Here is a 15493-nt window from a genome sequence, read left to right as displayed (position 1 = left end):
CGGCGTCGGTATTGTGTTGGCTGTGCGCTATGTCTGCCACACTGAGGCACCTGTCTTTGCGTGAAGACAGCGAGCGGATCAATGCCATCAATGCCTATCTGATCCGTTCTGTCTTCTGGGGCGTCCTTATCGTTGGCCTGACGGATAGCGTCATTTCTTTTCTCCGTGTCGAAAACTTGTTGGAAGGGCTGATCGGCAGCGATCTGAGCGCCGACCTTGCGCGGTCGCAGTTTCGGGGGGCTTACGTGCACATGCCGCTGATTGCGCTGTCCTTCGTTATCGGCGCCTTTACGCGCACGCTCGGTTTTATCTGGCTGTCCGTTCTGGTGGTCATGGCCGAATTGTTCATCGTGATCGGTAGGTTTGTATTTTCCTATGAGCAGGCCTTCATGGCCGATCTTGTGCGGTTCTGGTATGCGGCCTTGTTCCTTTTTGCCAGCGCCTACACGTTGAAAGAAGAAGGGCATGTGCGTGTCGATGTGTTCTTCGCCGGATTTTCGCGTCGGGCGCGGGGGCGGATCAATGCGCTGGGAACACTGTTTCTCGGCCTGCCGCTGTGCTGGGTGATCCTGATCGTCAGCCTGAGCGGCAAGCATGACATCATCAACAGTCCGTTCTTGAGCTATGAAACAACGCAGGCGGGTTTTGGCCTTTACGTCAAGTATCTCATGGCCGGGTTTCTTGGGGTGTTCGCTGTGTCGATGATGATCCAGTTCGTCGGCTATTTCTTTACAGCCGTTGCCGATTGGCGTCAGGAACCGGGCGGAGTGGATCCGTTGGGGGATCCGGACCTGTCCCATGACTTGCTCCAAGAGGGCGTCTGATGGAAATTTTCTTTCTTGTCCTGCTGATCGTGCTGATGGCTTCAGCCTTGGGCATGGGCTTTCCGGTGGCATTTTCGCTGCCCGGCTCTGCGATCATCACCATTGCTCTGGCATCGCTCGCGGGAGTGATCTACGCCGGAACGCCGGATGCCTTCTTCACCGTCGGCGGGCCGTCGCAATGGCTGAGCGCCGGGGTGACCAACTTCCGGGGCGTCTATTGGGAGGCGGAGCGAGATACGCTGATCGCCATTCCTCTGTTTGTCTTCATGGGCATCATGCTGCAACGCTCGAAGATCGCTGAAGATCTTCTGGTGACTATGGCACGGCTGTTTGGCCCGGTGCCGGGAGGTCTTGGTATCTCTGTGGTGTTTGTCGGCGCACTTCTGGCGGCAACGACAGGCATTGTTGGCGCAACGGTTGTAGCTATGGGGCTTATTTCGCTGCCGGCAATGTTGCGCAATAAATACTCCGTGCCGCTTGCATCCGGAACGATTGCTGCCTCGGGGACCTTGGGGCAGATCATTCCGCCGTCCATCGTGCTGATCATTCTCGCCGACCAGCTTTCCAGCGCGGTCGATCAGGCCGGATCAATGCGTCAGGTGCTCTACAAGCAGGCAACGGGCGAGTTCTCGATGCCCTCCGACTTCTCTGTGGTGTCGACGAGTGCCGGTGAGATGTTTCTTGGCGCATTTGTGCCGGGTCTGCTGCTGGTGGGCCTGTATATGCTGTTCATTCTTGGGTTTGCGCTGATCAAACCGAGTGCTGCTCCGGCCGTGCATGAAAAGGGTAGCTTCAATCTTGCTTTCCTGTGGCAGGTTCTGGTCACGCTGGTGCCGCCGCTTGCATTGATCTTTCTGGTTCTGGGGTCGATCATCGGTGGTGTGGCTACGGTTAATCAGGCGGGCGCCATCGGCGCTGTGGGCGCCACCGTTATGGCTGGTTACCGTTTGCGCGAGGGGAGGAGGGGGGCATATTCTCCCGCGATCATCGGCATCTTGGGGCTGTTGACCATTGCCGTGGTGATGAGCTTCTGGGGAGCCGTCAATATTCGCCGCATTGAAACCTCTCTGGATGTGATCAAACTCATTCTGGCTGGCATCGCCGTGTCGCTGTTGCTGATCTCTGTGTTCTGGAGCGGCTGGCGCACGCTGAACATCGAGGACACGCTGCGCGGTGTCATGCGTGAGACCGCCAAGACCTCGGCGATGGTGTTCATCATTCTTTTGGGCGCGGCAATGCTGACCTCCACCTTCCGTGCCTTCGGCGGGGAAGAGCTGGTGCGCAATTTCCTGCAAGGCCTGCCGGGAGGCTTCTGGGCTCAGTTTTTGATCGTCATGCTGGTGATCTTCATTCTGGGGTTCTTTCTCGACTTTATCGAGATTGCCGTGGTTGTGGTGCCAATCGTCGCACCGATCCTGCTGGCGGATCCATCTGCCAATGTCACGGCAGTCTGGCTCGGAGTGATGATTGGCCTGAACATTCAGACCAGTTTCCTCACCCCTCCCTTCGGGTTCGCGCTGTTCTATCTGCGTGGTGTTGCCCCGGCATCGGTCAAGACGCTGGATATCTACAAGGGCGTGGTTGTCTTCATCGGCCTTCAGATCATGGCGTTGGCCATTGTTGGTTTTTATCCTCCGATCGTGAATTATCTGCCCTATCGGTCCTCTTTGACGTCTGAGACTGCACCTCCTCCGCGCAATCCGCGCTTGCAGTATTGCATCGAGGATATGGTCTATGATCGGTTTCAGGCGCATGGTGGCGAGATTACCGGTGCGATCGGAAAGATGCAGGCCGCTGATACGAGCTATCTGCCAAGCCGGATGCAGAAGTCTTTGAAAAAGGACTGGATGACGCGTCGCAGGCCAAAGCCGATGTCGAAGCGATCAAGACAGCCGCTTCCGAAGTTGACAGAGCGGCTGTTGCCTACCGGCCTTTGCACGACGATGTGCGTGCCTTGCAACGGCAGGCCGGGCGTCTGACGGCGAAGGTCAAGGAGTTGAAGGTGATCGAGAGCCGTTCTGGCCCGACAGGTATTTACACCCAGAAGCAGGGTGAGGATGCGGCTGCAAAGCGTGAAGTTCTTGAAGAACAACGCAAACAGACGTTGGCGAAAATTCCGGCGGACTGGAGCGAAAAGAACAAGGCTTTTGCGAAGCTGACCAAGGCTGAGGAAGCCACGCGTCGTCAGTATCGCAGCACCGTCGACAGTGCTTATCGCCCGGTCGTGGAGACGATGGCAGTTCTCAAGGATGCTGATGCTCTGGCCGCCAAGCGGTCTGAGTTGACCGATCTGAGGGAGGCCCTGCCGGCACTGGATCCGAAGGCTGCTGTCGAGCAAATCGAAACGGTGCGGACGTCGATCGGCAAGGTTGAGAGGACCAGCGATATTCGCAAGGGGTTGAGCAAGGCGCGTTCAATCATGCGCGGTCGCAAGCCGGACAGCGAAAAGGCTGTGGCTGCAATCAACGATTCGATTGCCGAATTCGATAAGGATCTTGCCTGGCGGCAGAAAGGCGCAAAAGAGCTGCTGCCTGCGCTTGCAGCCTATGATGAGGCCATTCGCAACACCATCGGTCTGCGCCAGCAGCCGCATCTGGACAAGCCGGATGCTCTGACGGTCGCCGGATGCCTGTCCTACCACCGGGATATTTCGCTCAATTTTTAAGGTGCGTAAGATCTCGATCAGATCAGCCGACGCGGAGCATTCCGTGTCGGCTTTTTTGTGCCTCGCAAGGAGACGCAAGCCTTTGTGATGCAGGTGTCTTTTATCTGGAATCATTATGATCTAAATCATGAGCATACGCGTAAGGTATTTTGTCGCATTGGAAGATGCGACGCGACCGCCTATCGTGGGGAAGTCCACTTGCAATCTATGGGATCAGCATGACCTCTCAGTCTACGCCACAAGAACCAGATCGTCTTTCCAGTGATATGAGCCAGTTGCAGTTGCCGCCGGGTCATCCAGAGGTTCGGGCTGGTCGCATTGGTGTGCTTCTGGTCAATCTGGGTACGCCTGATGGCACGGACTACACGTCGATGCGGCGCTATTTGCGCGAGTTTCTCTCTGACAAGCGGGTGATCGAGTGGCCACGCTTGCTTTGGTATCCGATCCTGCATGGCATTGTGCTGATGACGCGGCCCAAGAAATCGGGCAAGGCGTATGAAGAGATATGGAACCACGAGCAGAATGAATCGCCTCTGCGCACCATCACGCGCAGCCAATCGGATAAATTGGCGGCACAGATGGGCGATTTTGGCGGTCGGCTCAAGGTGGATTGGGCCATGCGCTACGGCAAGCCTTCGATCCAGTCCCGGCTTCAGGCTCTGAAAGATGAAGGCTGCGATCGTATTCTGATTTTCCCGCTTTATCCGCAGTATTCAGCCAGCACCACTGCCACGGTGAATGACGAGGTGTGCCGCAAGCTGCTGGAAATGCGCTGGCAACCGGCCATTCGTACGGTGCCCCCATATCATGATGATCCCGTTTATGTGACAGCACTTGCCAAATCCGTTGAGCGCCACCTCGCCTCTGTCGACATGCAGCCGGATGTGCTGTTGACCTCGTTCCACGGTATTCCGCAGTCTTATTTCCGCAAAGGCGATCCCTATCACTGCCAGTGTCAAAAGACGGCTCGCCTCTTGCGTGAGACGCTGGGTTGGGCCAAGGAAAAGTTGCAGATCACCTTCCAGTCGCGCTTTGGGCCGGAAGAATGGTTGCAGCCTTACACGGACAAGACGGTTGAGAAACTGGCGAAAGAAGGCAAGAAGTCCGTTGCCGTGATGAACCCGGGGTTTGTGGCGGATTGTCTCGAAACGCTGGAAGAGATCGCTGGCGAAGCAGCCGAGATCTTCCATGAGAATGGCGGCGAGACCTTCACTCACATCCCTTGTCTGAATGATAGCGATCTGGGACTTGAAGTACTGGAGCATGTCGTTCGACGTGAATTGGCCGGCTGGCTTTAAGTCTTTTCTAACGCTGCGAACACAAGAACGTCAGGACGGGCCATTTCGGCCCGTCTTCTTGTATAAAAGGCTTTGAATGACTCGCGCCTAGGTAGAATTCCACTCATACTGCCGCCAGATTAATTTGAAAGTGGTGAGCGAGAATGCCAATGCAATTCATGGGCCTGGACGTCGTCTTGATCGGCGTCGTCGTTGTTGTCATTCTGACGATCCTTGCCGGGGTCAAAACTGTTCCCCAAGGCTATGCCTATACGATCGAGCGCTTCGGGAAATACCGCAAGACGCTGAACCCGGGACTGAATTTCATCGTCCCCTTTGTTGATCGGATCGGGCACAAGCTTAATATGATGGAGCAGGTGCTGGACGTTCCCTCGCAGGAAGTCATCACTCGCGACAATGCGTCCGTCGCTGCCGATGGCATCACCTTCTATCAGGTGGTGAATGCCGCGCAGGCCGCCTATGAAGTCCTGGGTCTGCAAAACGCGATCCGCAACCTGACCATGACCAACATCCGCTCGGTGATGGGGTCGATGGATCTGGATCAGCTTCTTTCCAACCGCGATGAGATCAACACCAAGCTTCTGCATGTTGTTGACGCGGCCGCTGAGCCTTGGGGTGTGAAGATCACACGCATCGAAATCAAGGACATCAATCCGCCGACGGATCTTGTGGATGCGATGGGCCGTCAGATGAAGGCGGAACGTGAAAAGCGCGCCTATATTCTGGAAGCGGAAGGCAAACGCCAGTCGGAAATTCTCAAGGCTGAAGGCGCCAAGCAGGCCTTGATTCTGGCGGCGGAAGGGCGCCGTGAATCCGCGTTCCGCGATGCTGAAGCACGTGAACGTGAGGCCGAAGCCGAAGCCAAGGCGACGCAGATGGTGAGTGAGGCCATTGCAACAGGCGACGTTCAGGCCATCAACTACTTCGTGGCCAACAAATATGTTGAAGCCTTTAAGGCGCTGGCGACCTCGGGCAACCAGAAAACATTGATCCTGCCTATGGAATCAAGTGCGCTGCTTGGCTCTCTCAGTGGTATCGGAGCCATTGCCAAGGAAGCTTTTGGCAACACACCTCCCAGCAGTTCCAGCCCACGCCGTGGCAGCGGCGCCGTTCCGGCCGCCGGCCGCACACGTGGCGGATCATTGGAGGATGATGCGTGAGTGCCACTCAGGCTCTTTTGCTGGAACTCGGCCCATGGAGTTGGTGGCTTGTCGGCCTCCTGCTTCTGGCGCTGGAGATCGCTGCGCCGGGCGCGGTCTTTCTCTGGTTCGGCGTGGCTGCCCTGCTTGTCGGCGCGGTCAATCTGGGCGTTGATTTGTCGTGGCAAACGAACCTCATTCTGTTTGCGGTTCTGTCCTGTGTTTGCCTGCTTGTCGGGCGGCGTTATTTCCGCAATCGCAAGGAGGATAATGCGCTACCAGATGGGGATGTCGCACATCTTAATCGGCGCGGAAGTCGTTATGTGGGACGGGAGTTTGTGTTGACGGAAGCACTGGCCTTGGGGACTGGGTCTTTGTCCGTTGATGATACTGTCTGGCGCATCAAGGGACCTGACCTTGCTGCGGGGACTCGTGTGGTGGTGGTGGCCATAGAAGGCTCTCGCCTGATCGTGCGCCCTGTCGAGGCATAGCCGCGCGCCTGCCCTGAACAGAACATGAAAAGGCTGACGCAGGGTCTGCGTCAGCCTTTTTTGTTTGTCGTTGATGGGTCCGTACCCTAGCAAGAGCATGTGTCGATCACGGCTGGAAATCAGGCGGGATGGGCGGAGCTTCGCTTTTTAGCAGAATATTGATCCGTCGATTGGCTGCCAAATACGGGTCGTTGGGAAACAGGGGTTCTGTGTCGGCTTTGCCCGCAACGGAATAGAAATGGTCATTCGGAACGCCATATTCATTGAGAATCTGGCGTGCGACATTGGCGCGCTCTGCCGACAATTCCCATCCGGTATAGGCGGGATCCGTGGATTTACGGCCTGCGGTTGTGTGCCCGGTGATCTCGATCCGGTTTGGCATCTTGGCCAAGACCGGTGCCATTTTCGCCAACAGCCTCCGGGTCGTTTCATACGGATATTTCGATCCTTCACGGAACATGGATCGACCGTCCTAGTCGACCAGCATGATGTTCAGGCCTTCATCCGTTTCCTGCATAATGATGTTTGAGGAAAGCTCTGTGATTTCAGGCATTTCCTGCCAAGCTTGACGCAACGAAGCAGCAGCGGTGGCAAATTGGCGCGGCTTCTCGATGTCGGTTTCGCGGCTGTCGTGCGTATCGGCTTCAGGACCTTGCTTGCGCTTTTGATCGTGCGACTGGCTGGCAAACTCGGTATCGTTTTCCTGCTGCACCTGCGACACGTTCTTGATGTAGTCGCGCACCGGAATGCCCTGTACCTCGATGATGCCTGTGCGTTTGGAGTTTTCCTTGACGCCGAAGGCTTCCTTCATAGAGCCGGCAACCACCTGCAATTTTTGCTTGTCCTGAATGGAAAAGGAAATGATCAGCACGAAGAAACAGACGAGCAGAGACATCAGGTCAGCAAAGGTAACCAGCCACTCGGGAGCACCGCCCCCTTCTTGTTTTTTCTTTGGCATTTGCTGTGTCCTGTCTGCGCCCGTCAGGCCGCGTCTTCAAATTCCGCCCGTGCCTTCTCCGGCAGATAGGCGATCAGCATTTCCTTGATCAGCGCGGGGCTTTTGCTTTCGCGGACCTGAAGAATGCCGTCGATGATCAGCGTCTGATTGAGTTCGTCGACGTCGAATTTCGCGTCCAGCTTGTCCACCAGCGGCAGACACAGAACGTTTGAGATCAACGCGCCGTAAAGAGTTGTCAGAAGCGCTACGGCCATAGACGGACCAATGGCCGAAGGGTCATCCATGTTGGCCAGCATCTGCACCAGGCCGATCAACGTGCCGATCATGCCAAAAGCAGGAGCGGAATCGCCCAGAGCCTTGAAAACGCGCTTGCCTTCCGACAGGCGCGTCAGGTTCAGGTCACGCTCACGTTCCATGGATTCGCGGATGAAGTCCTGCTCGTAGCCGTCAGCGATATATTGGACGCCCTTTGCAAGGGTCGGGTCGGACACGTCGACATTTTCAAGGCCGAGCGGGCCGGACTTGCGCACGACTTCGCCCAGATTTGCAATTTCCTCGATGAGGTCGCGCGGACTAGGGCCTTTGCCGGCGATGGCGACTTTGAACCCTGTTCCGAAAGACGCAATGATATCGGCAAGCTGAAACCGGATCAGGGTTGCAGTCAGGCCGCCCCCGATCACAATCAGCATGGAGGGAATATCAATGAACTGGCCGAAACTTCCGCCCATGAAGATTGCGGTCGTGACAATGCCAAAGGCACCAACAATCCCGATGAGTGTTGCTAAATCCATTCCACACCTTAACCCTAGGAGGCAGACCCGTTTTGTGCTTGCAGGTCATTCTACGTGGAACAAGGCTAATCAATTCCTAACCAGGCTGGTGTGCGCTGCGGAATTGTTTAATTTTTTAAGTATGCGTGGAGGCAAACCGATATCAATATTGTCTTGATATTCAAGACTTTGGAAATTTTCCGTCAGGCAACGCCGAGACGCAGCAAATCATGCAAGTGGATCAGTCCAACCGGCTTGCCCGCTTCCTCAACGAACGTCGAGGTAATGCCGCGACTGTTGAGGAACTCCAGAATGGCGCCGGATAACATGGTCTTGTCGATGGTTTTGGGGCTGTGGTTCATGATGTCCGTCACGGGACGGGTCAGAAGATCCGGGCTCATATGACGACGCAGGTCGCCATCCGTAATGACGCCCACGAGGGCGCCTGTCGCGTCGGTAATGCCCAGCGTGCCAAAACCGAACTGGCTCATCATGATGATGGCATCTTGCATCAGCGTGGCTTCTCCGGCCACAGGCACGCGCTGGCCGGTGTGCATGATGTCGGAGGCACTGCGCAATGTGGCACCCAGTTTTCCACCAGGGTGGAAAACTCTGAAGTCGCGGGCTGTAAAAGCATGGCTTTCAAGAAGAGCGATCGCAAGCGCATCCCCCAGCGCCAGTTGCAGGACCGTTGAGGTTGTTGGGGCCAGTCCATGCGGACAGGCTTCCGTGACCGGCGGCATTTGCAGAACGACGTCGGCGGCACGCCCCAGTGTGCTGTCAGCGGAAGAGGTCATGGCCAGAAGAGGTACAGAAAAGCGTCTGGAATAGGAGACGAGGCCTGCCAGTTCGGTTGTTTCACCCGGCCAGGACAGGGCCAGGATGACATCATCATTGGCGATCATGCCCAGATCGCCATGGCTTGCCTCTGCCGCATGGACAAAGAAGGCCGGTGTCCCGGTGGATGCCAGTGTTGCCGCGATCTTGCGAGCGATATGACCGCTTTTGCCGATCCCGGTCACGACCACGCGCCCCGAGCGGCTGCGGATCAGTTCGACTGCCGCTGCAAAAGGCTCGGACAAGCCGTTGTCCAGCGCGGCATGAAGCGCGCTCAGACCTGCAATTTCGGTTTCAAGGGTACGGGCAGCAGATACGGCGTGCTGGCGGTTGGTCATTGATCCTCCAGGACGCCGCCTTGTTGCAATCTGTCTGTATCAGATGGTCTGGCAAGGTGTGACGCCACTTAAAGCGCAGTCATGTGCCCACGCCCTAAGACAGATGAATGCCAGAAGCAAGGCCGGAGCGGTTCCCCCGGTATCTTTTTGCAGGTCTGATCAAATAGTCGGGAGGGCGCAGGCTCTATCAATAAACAATTAACCCTGTTTCTTCACTGTCTGGCAAGCTAGGTTAAATCGACAGTGATCATTCATGTTACGTTCCGTTCTCCTGTGTGCCGTGTTGCTGGCGCTGTCCGGTTTCCCGGTCAGTGCGCAGGAGACTATTGCCGGTTTGCGCGGGCCAATTGAGGCAAATGCCGGCACTCCATTGGTTCTGGCACCCGTGGGGGGCAGCGACGATGATTTGGTTACCGGTGCGATCACGCCGAAGTATGCCTCTCCTGATTATACTGGGCCGAGCTATTCCCGGCCTGGCTATATAGACGATGACATTGATGCATCGTCTTCAAGCTCCAGCCTGCGAGAGACGAGTGCACAGCAATCGTCAGATGCTGCGGACGCAGATGTCGAAGATGCTGCTGCTGCCAAAGCGAAGGCTGATGCCGAGCAAACGGATGCTGCCGACAAAAAAGCGCTTAGGCCCGGCTCAGCGATTATTCCAACTCTGGCTGGAACGCGCGCCGCGCGCATGAGCCGGGTAACAGACATCACCGGGCGCACGGGCAAGCTTGACGATGGGTCCTATGATGGCGGAACGACGTTTGATGAGGCTGAGGGCATTCGTCTTGGCACCTTTGTCATTACGCCAACAGCGACGGTCACCACCGGCTGGACAGACAACGGCAACGAAGACACGCAGCACACATCTGCGGGTTTTTATGAAATCGATCCCTCCGTGGACATTACATCCGACTGGTCGCGCCATCAGCTTTCCGTTGGCTTGCGTGGAAGTTATCGTGCGTATTCTCGTTCCCAGGTGAGCGATGATCCCTCGGTGGATCTGACGGCAGCGCTGCGGCTGGATTTGCTTGATGCCACAAGCCTGACCCTGTCGGGTGGCTATAGCTTCAGCCGTGATGATTCCTCGACGCTGGAAACGCAAAATGGCCGTCGGGATTCCCACACACTGACGAGCGATGTGGCGTTGACGCGCGATCTTGGTGTGGTGTCTGCCACCGCGCATGTCGGTGCGCAGCGCACGATTTATACCAATCAAGGCACCGATGATGCCGATAACGACGACAACACGCTTTATTCGACCGGCTTGCGGCTTTCCAGCAACCGCGGCGCGATCTTCCAACCCTTTGTCGAGGGGGATTTTCTGGCGCGGCGTTATGATCGCGACTGCAAGAACGCCAGCTGTGTCAATCGCGACACGAAGGGGTACGAAGTCCTTGCCGGAGTTGCCCTTGATACAGGACCGAAACTGCGGGGCACACTGTCTGGTGGCTATCGCAGTGAGGACCCGGAAGATGACTCTCTCGATACCTTGAGTGGTCTGGTCGCCGATGCATCGCTGATCTGGTCACCAACCCGTCTGACGACCGTCTATCTGGATGGCAATACACGCTTTGAGACCTCGCAGGTGAGCGGAGTGTCCGGATCGGTCGTCTATTCGAGTGGCCTTCGTGTTGCCCATAAGTTTACAGATCGTCTGGCGGCGGAGACGGGCGTTTCCTATTCATATCGGACCTATGAGGGGACGGATGCAGAGGAAGAAACACTGTCGGCCAATGGTCAGGTGACCTATGCGCTCACGCGTCACTTCGCACTGCTGACGGGCTACACCTACAGCCACTTCAGCGGTGCTACGAGCGCCGACGACTACGACGAAAATCTGATCCAGGCAGGTATCAGATACCGCCACTGAGGAGTGGCCCGCGACGCGTTGACATCATTTCGCCTGCTGTCGACGCAAAGATAAAACCACACTTTCAAAAGCGGGGCGGCCATCAATCTGCCCTAGGAGACCTGAATGAAGTCGTTCGTATCCATTGCGAATCTGTTCAAGACGAGCCAGCCACGGAAACAAGGACCAGGGGCACGTTTTGTTCCTCTCGTCGCGGCCTTCACGGTCGTTTTCTCGGTCGTTTCGGCGCAGGCAGACCCGGGCTTCGATCGGTTTGTTTCCGGCCTTTGGCCCAAAGCGCAAGCGGCTGGCGTGCGCAGCACGACCTTTCGCCATATCTTTTCCGGCATGGACCCGGATCCGGATACGCTGCGTTTGATGGGTAAGCAGTCGGAGTTCGTCAAGCCGTTATGGAGCTATCTCGAAGGGGCTGTGTCGGATGATCGAGTCAACACAGGACGGGAGCTGCTGCATAAATATGCTGGTCTTTTGAGCCGCATCGAAGCGCGCTATCAGGTGGAGCCTCAAGCCGTCCTGGCCATCTGGGGCATGGAAACCAACTACGGCACATATATGGGCCGTCACAACGTCATCCGGGCCTTGGCAACGCTGGCCTATGCGGCGCCGCGGCGGCGTCACTTCTGGGACGAGCAGCTTTTCAAGGCTGTTAAGATTGTCCAGAGCAGGGAACGTTAAGTTCAAGGACATGGAAGGATCGTGGGCCGGTGCCATGGGTCACACGCAGTTCATGCCGACAAGCTGGGAAGCCTATGCGGTTGACTTCGATGGTGACGGCAAGCGTGATATCTGGACGTCGATCCCGGATGCCCTTGCTTCGACAGCCAACTATCTTCACAAACATGGTTGGCAGCATGGCAAGACCTGGGGCTACGAAGTGCAGTTGCCGCGCAATTTCGATTATTCGCTGACAGAGCATGACCGAGAACTGACACTGGGCGAGTGGCATCGCCACGGTGTGCAGCGCGCCAATGGCCGCGCCTTCCCCAGACCTGATGACAAGGCCATTCTGGTAACGCCCGTTGGGGCACATGGTCCGACATTTCTGATGCTGCGCAATTTCTATGTCATCAAGCACTACAATCACGCCACAGCCTATGCGCTGGCCGTGGGGCATCTTGCTGATCGCATTATCGGTGGGGGCAAGCTCATCGGGCAGTGGCAAACGAATTATCTGCCGCTGACCCGGAGTCAAACGAAGGAACTGCAAGTTGCTCTCAATCGTCGCGGCTATAACGTGGGGACGCCTGACGGGCTGCTTGGGCCGGCAACACGCCGGGGCATTCGGCGCTATCAGAAGTCCCATGATATGGTCCCGGACGGATACGCGTCGGTCATCCTTCTCGCCCACGTCAGGATGAACAGCTAGGACTACCTCCTGGTAGGGGGCTGTCTGTGCGCGACTTGTCGTGAACAATACTGGTGAGCCGATGAAGTACCTTTCCAGACGGCTTGTGCGCTTCTACAATGCAGCGGTTTTCGGGGCAGATCACAACCATGTCCCGATCGTCGTTGGGCGCATGCGTGGGGGCTTTCTGCATGAGATTTTTTGCTGAGAAGGTTCGTCCTCTGGTGCGATGGACACGTCGCCGCGTACTTGTCGCTTGTGTGATGTGTGCTTTTGCTCTGGGGACATCTGCTCTGTTCTCCGGTGTGCAGGACATTGGCTTTGTCTCGCCCGCATTTGCCGCCTCGGATACTGACAAGCCTCAGGGGTTTAATCCTTTCCGGGCATTGGCGCGGTTTTTCGGAGGTGGTCGGTCCCGCGATGCGGAGAATGCACGCAAGGCAAGACAGGCGAAACAGCGGCGCAGCTCCCGCCCGCGTCGTGTCCAAAGTGCCCCGGTTCCTGATATTGACCCGAAAGATCCGAATGCGGGTGTTGTCCTGGTGGTTGGAGATGAGCGCGTCAATGGTCTGGCTGCCGGCTTGAAACGGACCTATGCCAAAAAGCCGATGGTTCGCGTTGATACCATTGAACATGCGGGCAAGGGACTTGCCGGATCCGGTCTGCCAGATTGGCAGGCCGAGGTGCTGGCGCAAATCCGCAAGGAAAAGGTCGTGGCTGTTGTCTTTGTGCTGGGGCGGCAAGATTCGACCAAATCCATGACCCAGAATGGTCATGACAGCAGTTTCGAAGATGAACGCTGGAAGACCTTGTATGATCACAAGGTCGCGGCGATGACCGAGGCCGTGCGTTGGACCCGCCGCCCGGTTTTCTGGCTTGGCCTGAGCGCCGACAGTTTACACCAGAATGAACACGGATGCGGTTGTTCTGAACGACCTTTTGGAAACGCGCGCCCGCCAAAGCGGTGCTGTCTTCATAGATACGTGGAGCGTCTTTTTATCAGATAACGGTAAATACACGTCCTATGGCCCGGATACGGAAGGCCGCCGACGTCGTTTGCGCGCAGGTGACAAGATTGGCTTCACACTTGCCGGAAATGACAAGCTCGCCTTTTTTGTCGACAAGGCCGTGTCGCGCGTGCTTGGGGGCTTCGAAGGCCTAGCCTATGATGGTGTTCTTGATGATCCCGATTTCATTGTCCTGACCGGGCGGGCAAATGGCCTGATGCCGCGCCTGCTCGGCAAAGATGCTCCTGACGTCTCGGGGAAGAAGTCGGAAACGGCTGACGGCCCGTCGATCATTCCACGTCTGAATACAGATTCAGATGAAATCGCCCAAAGTTTCCTTGGTGGATGGCAAGAGCCTTCCTGTTGTGCCCGGGCGGGTTGATGATCCCTATTTTGCGGGCAACGCACCGACTGAGTGAGACCTTCATCGACGGTAACGTCAAAAGGCCGCCTTCTGTTCGAAGACGGCCTTTCGTAGTCTGTCTTGCGCGGATTTTAACGCGGCAGGTTTGTCGAGCCGGTCAGGTATTCATCGACTGACCGGGCCGCCTGACGTCCTTCCCGTATCGCCCAGACCACCAGTGACTGGCCACGACGCACATCACCTGCGGCAAAGACCTTGTCGATGCTGGTCTTGTAGCTGACGGTGTCGGCCTTGACGTTGGTGCGGGCATCCAGTTCCAGGGCATCGCCGGCCTCGGCAATATAGGTGTCGAGGCGCGGGCCTGAGAAACCGATTGCTGCCAACACCAGATCAGCCCGCAGAATGAACTCTGTTCCCTCGATCGGACGACGCTTCTCATCGACGCGGGCGCATTTTACGCCGGTGATGTGGTTGTCTTCACCGACAAGGCCCAGAGTTGCTGCGGAAAACTCACGCTCTGCGCCTTCTGCCTGAGACGACGACGTGCGGAATTTGGTCGGCCAATAGGGCCAGACCGACAACTTGTCTTCCTTGACCGGAGGGATCGGGCGAATGTCGAGCTGTGTCACGGAAAGCGCGCCCTGGCGGAAGGCTGTGCCGACACAGTCTGATGCCGTGTCGCCGCCGCCAATGACAACGACGTGTTTGCCCGCGGCCCAGATCGGCGGTACGTTGGAGCCTTGGCTCAGTTCGGGCTCACCGCCATTGCGACGGTTCTGCTGAACGAGATAGTCCATGGCCCAATGGCACCCTTCCATCTCCATGCCGGAGACGCCGGGATCACGCGGCCGCTCTGCGCCAACGCACAAGACGACCGCGTCGTGGCGTGCGGTCAACTCTTCCAGGGTGACATTGGTGCCGACGTCGACACCATAATGGAAGGTCACCCCCTCGGCTTCCATCTGCTGGACGCGACGGTCGATGAAGCGCTTCTCCATCTTGAAGTCCGGAATCCCGTACCGCATCAGACCGCCGGCCTTTGGCTCGCGCTCATAGAGGTGAACCGTGTGTCCTGCGCGGGCCAACTGCTGTGCAGCGGCCATGCCAGCCGGGCCTGAACCGATCACAGCAACGGCCTTGCCAGTCTTGTGGGAGGGCGGTTCCGGCAGGATCCAGCCTTCTTCAAAACCCTTGTCGGCAATGGCCTGCTCGATGCTCTTGATGTTCACAGGAACATCTTCAAGGTTCAGCGTGCAAGCTTCCTCACAAGGGGCCGGACAGATGCGGCCGGTAAACTCGGGGAAGTTGTTGGTTGAGTGCAAATTGCGCAGCGCCAGTTCCCAGTCACCGCTGTAGACCAGATCATTCCAGTCGGGGATCTGGTTGTTGACGGGGCAACCTGTTGGGCCATGACAGAACGGAATGCCGCAATCCATGCAGCGCGCAGCCTGTCGCTGTACTTCCACCTCGGTCAAGGGAATGGTGAATTCCTTGAAATGGCGGATGCGGTCAGATGCAGGCTGATACTTTTGTTCCTGCCGATCTACTTCCAGAAAACCGGTTACCTTACCCAAGGCGACCTCC

At 57.0% G+C, this 15493-nt stretch carries 14 protein-coding genes and 1 pseudogene; 11 read left to right on the top strand and 4 right to left on the bottom strand.

What is annotated here, in order from left to right; genetic code table 11:
• Positions 1-29 precede the first annotated feature (29 nt).
• The 6 genes from AC0L7U_RS08835 (at position 30) to AC0L7U_RS08810 (ending at position 6417) form a co-directional block, all read left to right on the top strand.
• On the top strand, positions 30-824 hold the full coding sequence (locus tag AC0L7U_RS08835) for a TRAP transporter small permease subunit (protein WP_473695400.1): 795 nt from the start codon (positions 30-32) through the stop codon (positions 822-824).
• On the top strand, positions 824-2803 hold the full coding sequence (locus AC0L7U_RS08830; protein WP_473695398.1) for a TRAP transporter large permease: 1980 nt from the start codon (positions 824-826) through the stop codon (positions 2801-2803). Before AC0L7U_RS08835 ends, AC0L7U_RS08830 begins: the two co-directional genes overlap by 1 nt.
• On the top strand, positions 2770-3489 hold the full coding sequence (locus AC0L7U_RS08825; protein WP_473695396.1) for a hypothetical protein: 720 nt from the start codon (positions 2770-2772) through the stop codon (positions 3487-3489). The genes AC0L7U_RS08830 and AC0L7U_RS08825 overlap by 34 nt, the downstream gene beginning before the upstream one ends.
• A gap of 266 nt (positions 3490-3755) precedes the next feature.
• The gene (hemH, locus tag AC0L7U_RS08820) at positions 3756-4787 is read left to right on the top strand and encodes a ferrochelatase (RefSeq protein ID WP_473695723.1); all 1032 of its coding nucleotides are present in this window, start codon (positions 3756-3758) and stop codon (positions 4785-4787) included.
• A gap of 149 nt (positions 4788-4936) precedes the next feature.
• Positions 4937-5947 carry an SPFH domain-containing protein gene (locus AC0L7U_RS08815; RefSeq protein ID WP_473695394.1) on the top strand — a complete coding sequence of 337 codons (1011 nt, stop codon included), beginning with the start codon at positions 4937-4939 and terminating at the stop codon, positions 5945-5947.
• Entirely contained in the window at positions 5944-6417 is a 474-nt protein-coding gene (locus tag AC0L7U_RS08810) for an NfeD family protein (protein WP_473695392.1), read from the top strand. Before AC0L7U_RS08815 ends, AC0L7U_RS08810 begins: the two co-directional genes overlap by 4 nt.
• A gap of 106 nt (positions 6418-6523) precedes the next feature.
• Here AC0L7U_RS08810 and AC0L7U_RS08805 read toward each other — a convergent pair.
• The 3 genes and pseudogenes from AC0L7U_RS08805 to AC0L7U_RS08795 all read right to left on the bottom strand — a co-directional run bounded on the left by AC0L7U_RS08805 (position 6524) and on the right by AC0L7U_RS08795 (position 9320).
• A pseudogene (locus tag AC0L7U_RS08805) lies at positions 6524-7375 on the bottom strand (flagellar motor protein MotB).
• Between the two features lie 23 nt (positions 7376-7398).
• The gene (locus AC0L7U_RS08800; RefSeq protein ID WP_473695390.1) at positions 7399-8166 is read right to left on the bottom strand and encodes a motility protein A; all 768 of its coding nucleotides are present in this window, start codon (positions 8164-8166) and stop codon (positions 7399-7401) included.
• A gap of 182 nt (positions 8167-8348) precedes the next feature.
• The gene (locus AC0L7U_RS08795; RefSeq protein ID WP_473695388.1) at positions 8349-9320 is read right to left on the bottom strand and encodes a KpsF/GutQ family sugar-phosphate isomerase; all 972 of its coding nucleotides are present in this window, start codon (positions 9318-9320) and stop codon (positions 8349-8351) included.
• Between the two features lie 253 nt (positions 9321-9573).
• Here AC0L7U_RS08795 and AC0L7U_RS08790 point away from each other — a divergent pair, with 253 nt between their 5' ends.
• The 5 genes from AC0L7U_RS08790 to AC0L7U_RS08770 all read left to right on the top strand — a co-directional run bounded on the left by AC0L7U_RS08790 (position 9574) and on the right by AC0L7U_RS08770 (position 13927).
• On the top strand, positions 9574-11193 hold the full coding sequence (locus tag AC0L7U_RS08790; RefSeq protein WP_473695386.1) for an outer membrane beta-barrel protein: 1620 nt from the start codon (positions 9574-9576) through the stop codon (positions 11191-11193).
• A 105-nt stretch (positions 11194-11298) separates the two neighbouring features.
• Positions 11299-11868 carry a lytic murein transglycosylase gene (locus AC0L7U_RS08785; RefSeq protein WP_473695384.1) on the top strand — a complete coding sequence of 190 codons (570 nt, stop codon included), beginning with the start codon at positions 11299-11301 and terminating at the stop codon, positions 11866-11868.
• A complete protein-coding gene (locus AC0L7U_RS08780; RefSeq protein WP_473695382.1) occupies positions 11846-12559 on the top strand; it encodes a lytic murein transglycosylase in 714 nt (237 codons plus the stop codon). The genes AC0L7U_RS08785 and AC0L7U_RS08780 overlap by 23 nt, the downstream gene beginning before the upstream one ends.
• A gap of 170 nt (positions 12560-12729) precedes the next feature.
• A complete protein-coding gene (locus AC0L7U_RS08775) occupies positions 12730-13545 on the top strand; it encodes a DUF459 domain-containing protein (RefSeq protein WP_473695380.1) in 816 nt (271 codons plus the stop codon).
• The gene (locus tag AC0L7U_RS08770) at positions 13478-13927 is read left to right on the top strand and encodes a DUF459 domain-containing protein (protein ID WP_473695378.1); all 450 of its coding nucleotides are present in this window, start codon (positions 13478-13480) and stop codon (positions 13925-13927) included. The genes AC0L7U_RS08775 and AC0L7U_RS08770 overlap by 68 nt, the downstream gene beginning before the upstream one ends.
• Positions 13928-14040: 113 nt before the next feature.
• Here the strand turns inward: AC0L7U_RS08770 and AC0L7U_RS08765 are convergent, their stop codons facing one another.
• Positions 14041-15483, bottom strand: coding sequence for a glutamate synthase subunit beta (locus AC0L7U_RS08765; protein ID WP_473695376.1), 1443 nt, complete (start codon positions 15481-15483; stop codon positions 14041-14043).
• Positions 15484-15493 lie beyond the last annotated feature (10 nt).

This window comes from Roseibium sp. 10G30-5 (assembly GCF_055809635.1).
Note: the sequence above shows the minus strand (reverse complement) of the source record. Positions and strands in the feature narration are given on the sequence as shown.

Bases quoted from the DNA above. Each gene is read 5' to 3' on its own strand.
- AC0L7U_RS08815 (WP_473695394.1), top strand. From the start codon at position 4,937: ATGCAATTCATGGGCCTGGACGTCGTCTTGATCGGCGTCGTCGTTGTT.
- AC0L7U_RS08835 (WP_473695400.1), top strand. From the start codon at position 30: ATGTCTGCCACACTGAGGCACCTGTCTTTGCGTGAAGACAGCGAGCGG.
- hemH (WP_473695723.1), top strand. From the start codon at position 3,756: ATGAGCCAGTTGCAGTTGCCGCCGGGTCATCCAGAGGTTCGGGCTGGT.
- AC0L7U_RS08775 (WP_473695380.1), top strand. From the start codon at position 12,730: ATGAGATTTTTTGCTGAGAAGGTTCGTCCTCTGGTGCGATGGACACGT.
- AC0L7U_RS08790 (WP_473695386.1), top strand. From the start codon at position 9,574: ATGTTACGTTCCGTTCTCCTGTGTGCCGTGTTGCTGGCGCTGTCCGGT.
- AC0L7U_RS08830 (WP_473695398.1), top strand. From the start codon at position 824: ATGGAAATTTTCTTTCTTGTCCTGCTGATCGTGCTGATGGCTTCAGCC.
- AC0L7U_RS08785 (WP_473695384.1), top strand. From the start codon at position 11,299: ATGAAGTCGTTCGTATCCATTGCGAATCTGTTCAAGACGAGCCAGCCA.
- AC0L7U_RS08795 (WP_473695388.1), bottom strand. From the start codon at position 9,320: ATGACCAACCGCCAGCACGCCGTATCTGCTGCCCGTACCCTTGAAACC.
- AC0L7U_RS08800 (WP_473695390.1), bottom strand. From the start codon at position 8,166: ATGGATTTAGCAACACTCATCGGGATTGTTGGTGCCTTTGGCATTGTC.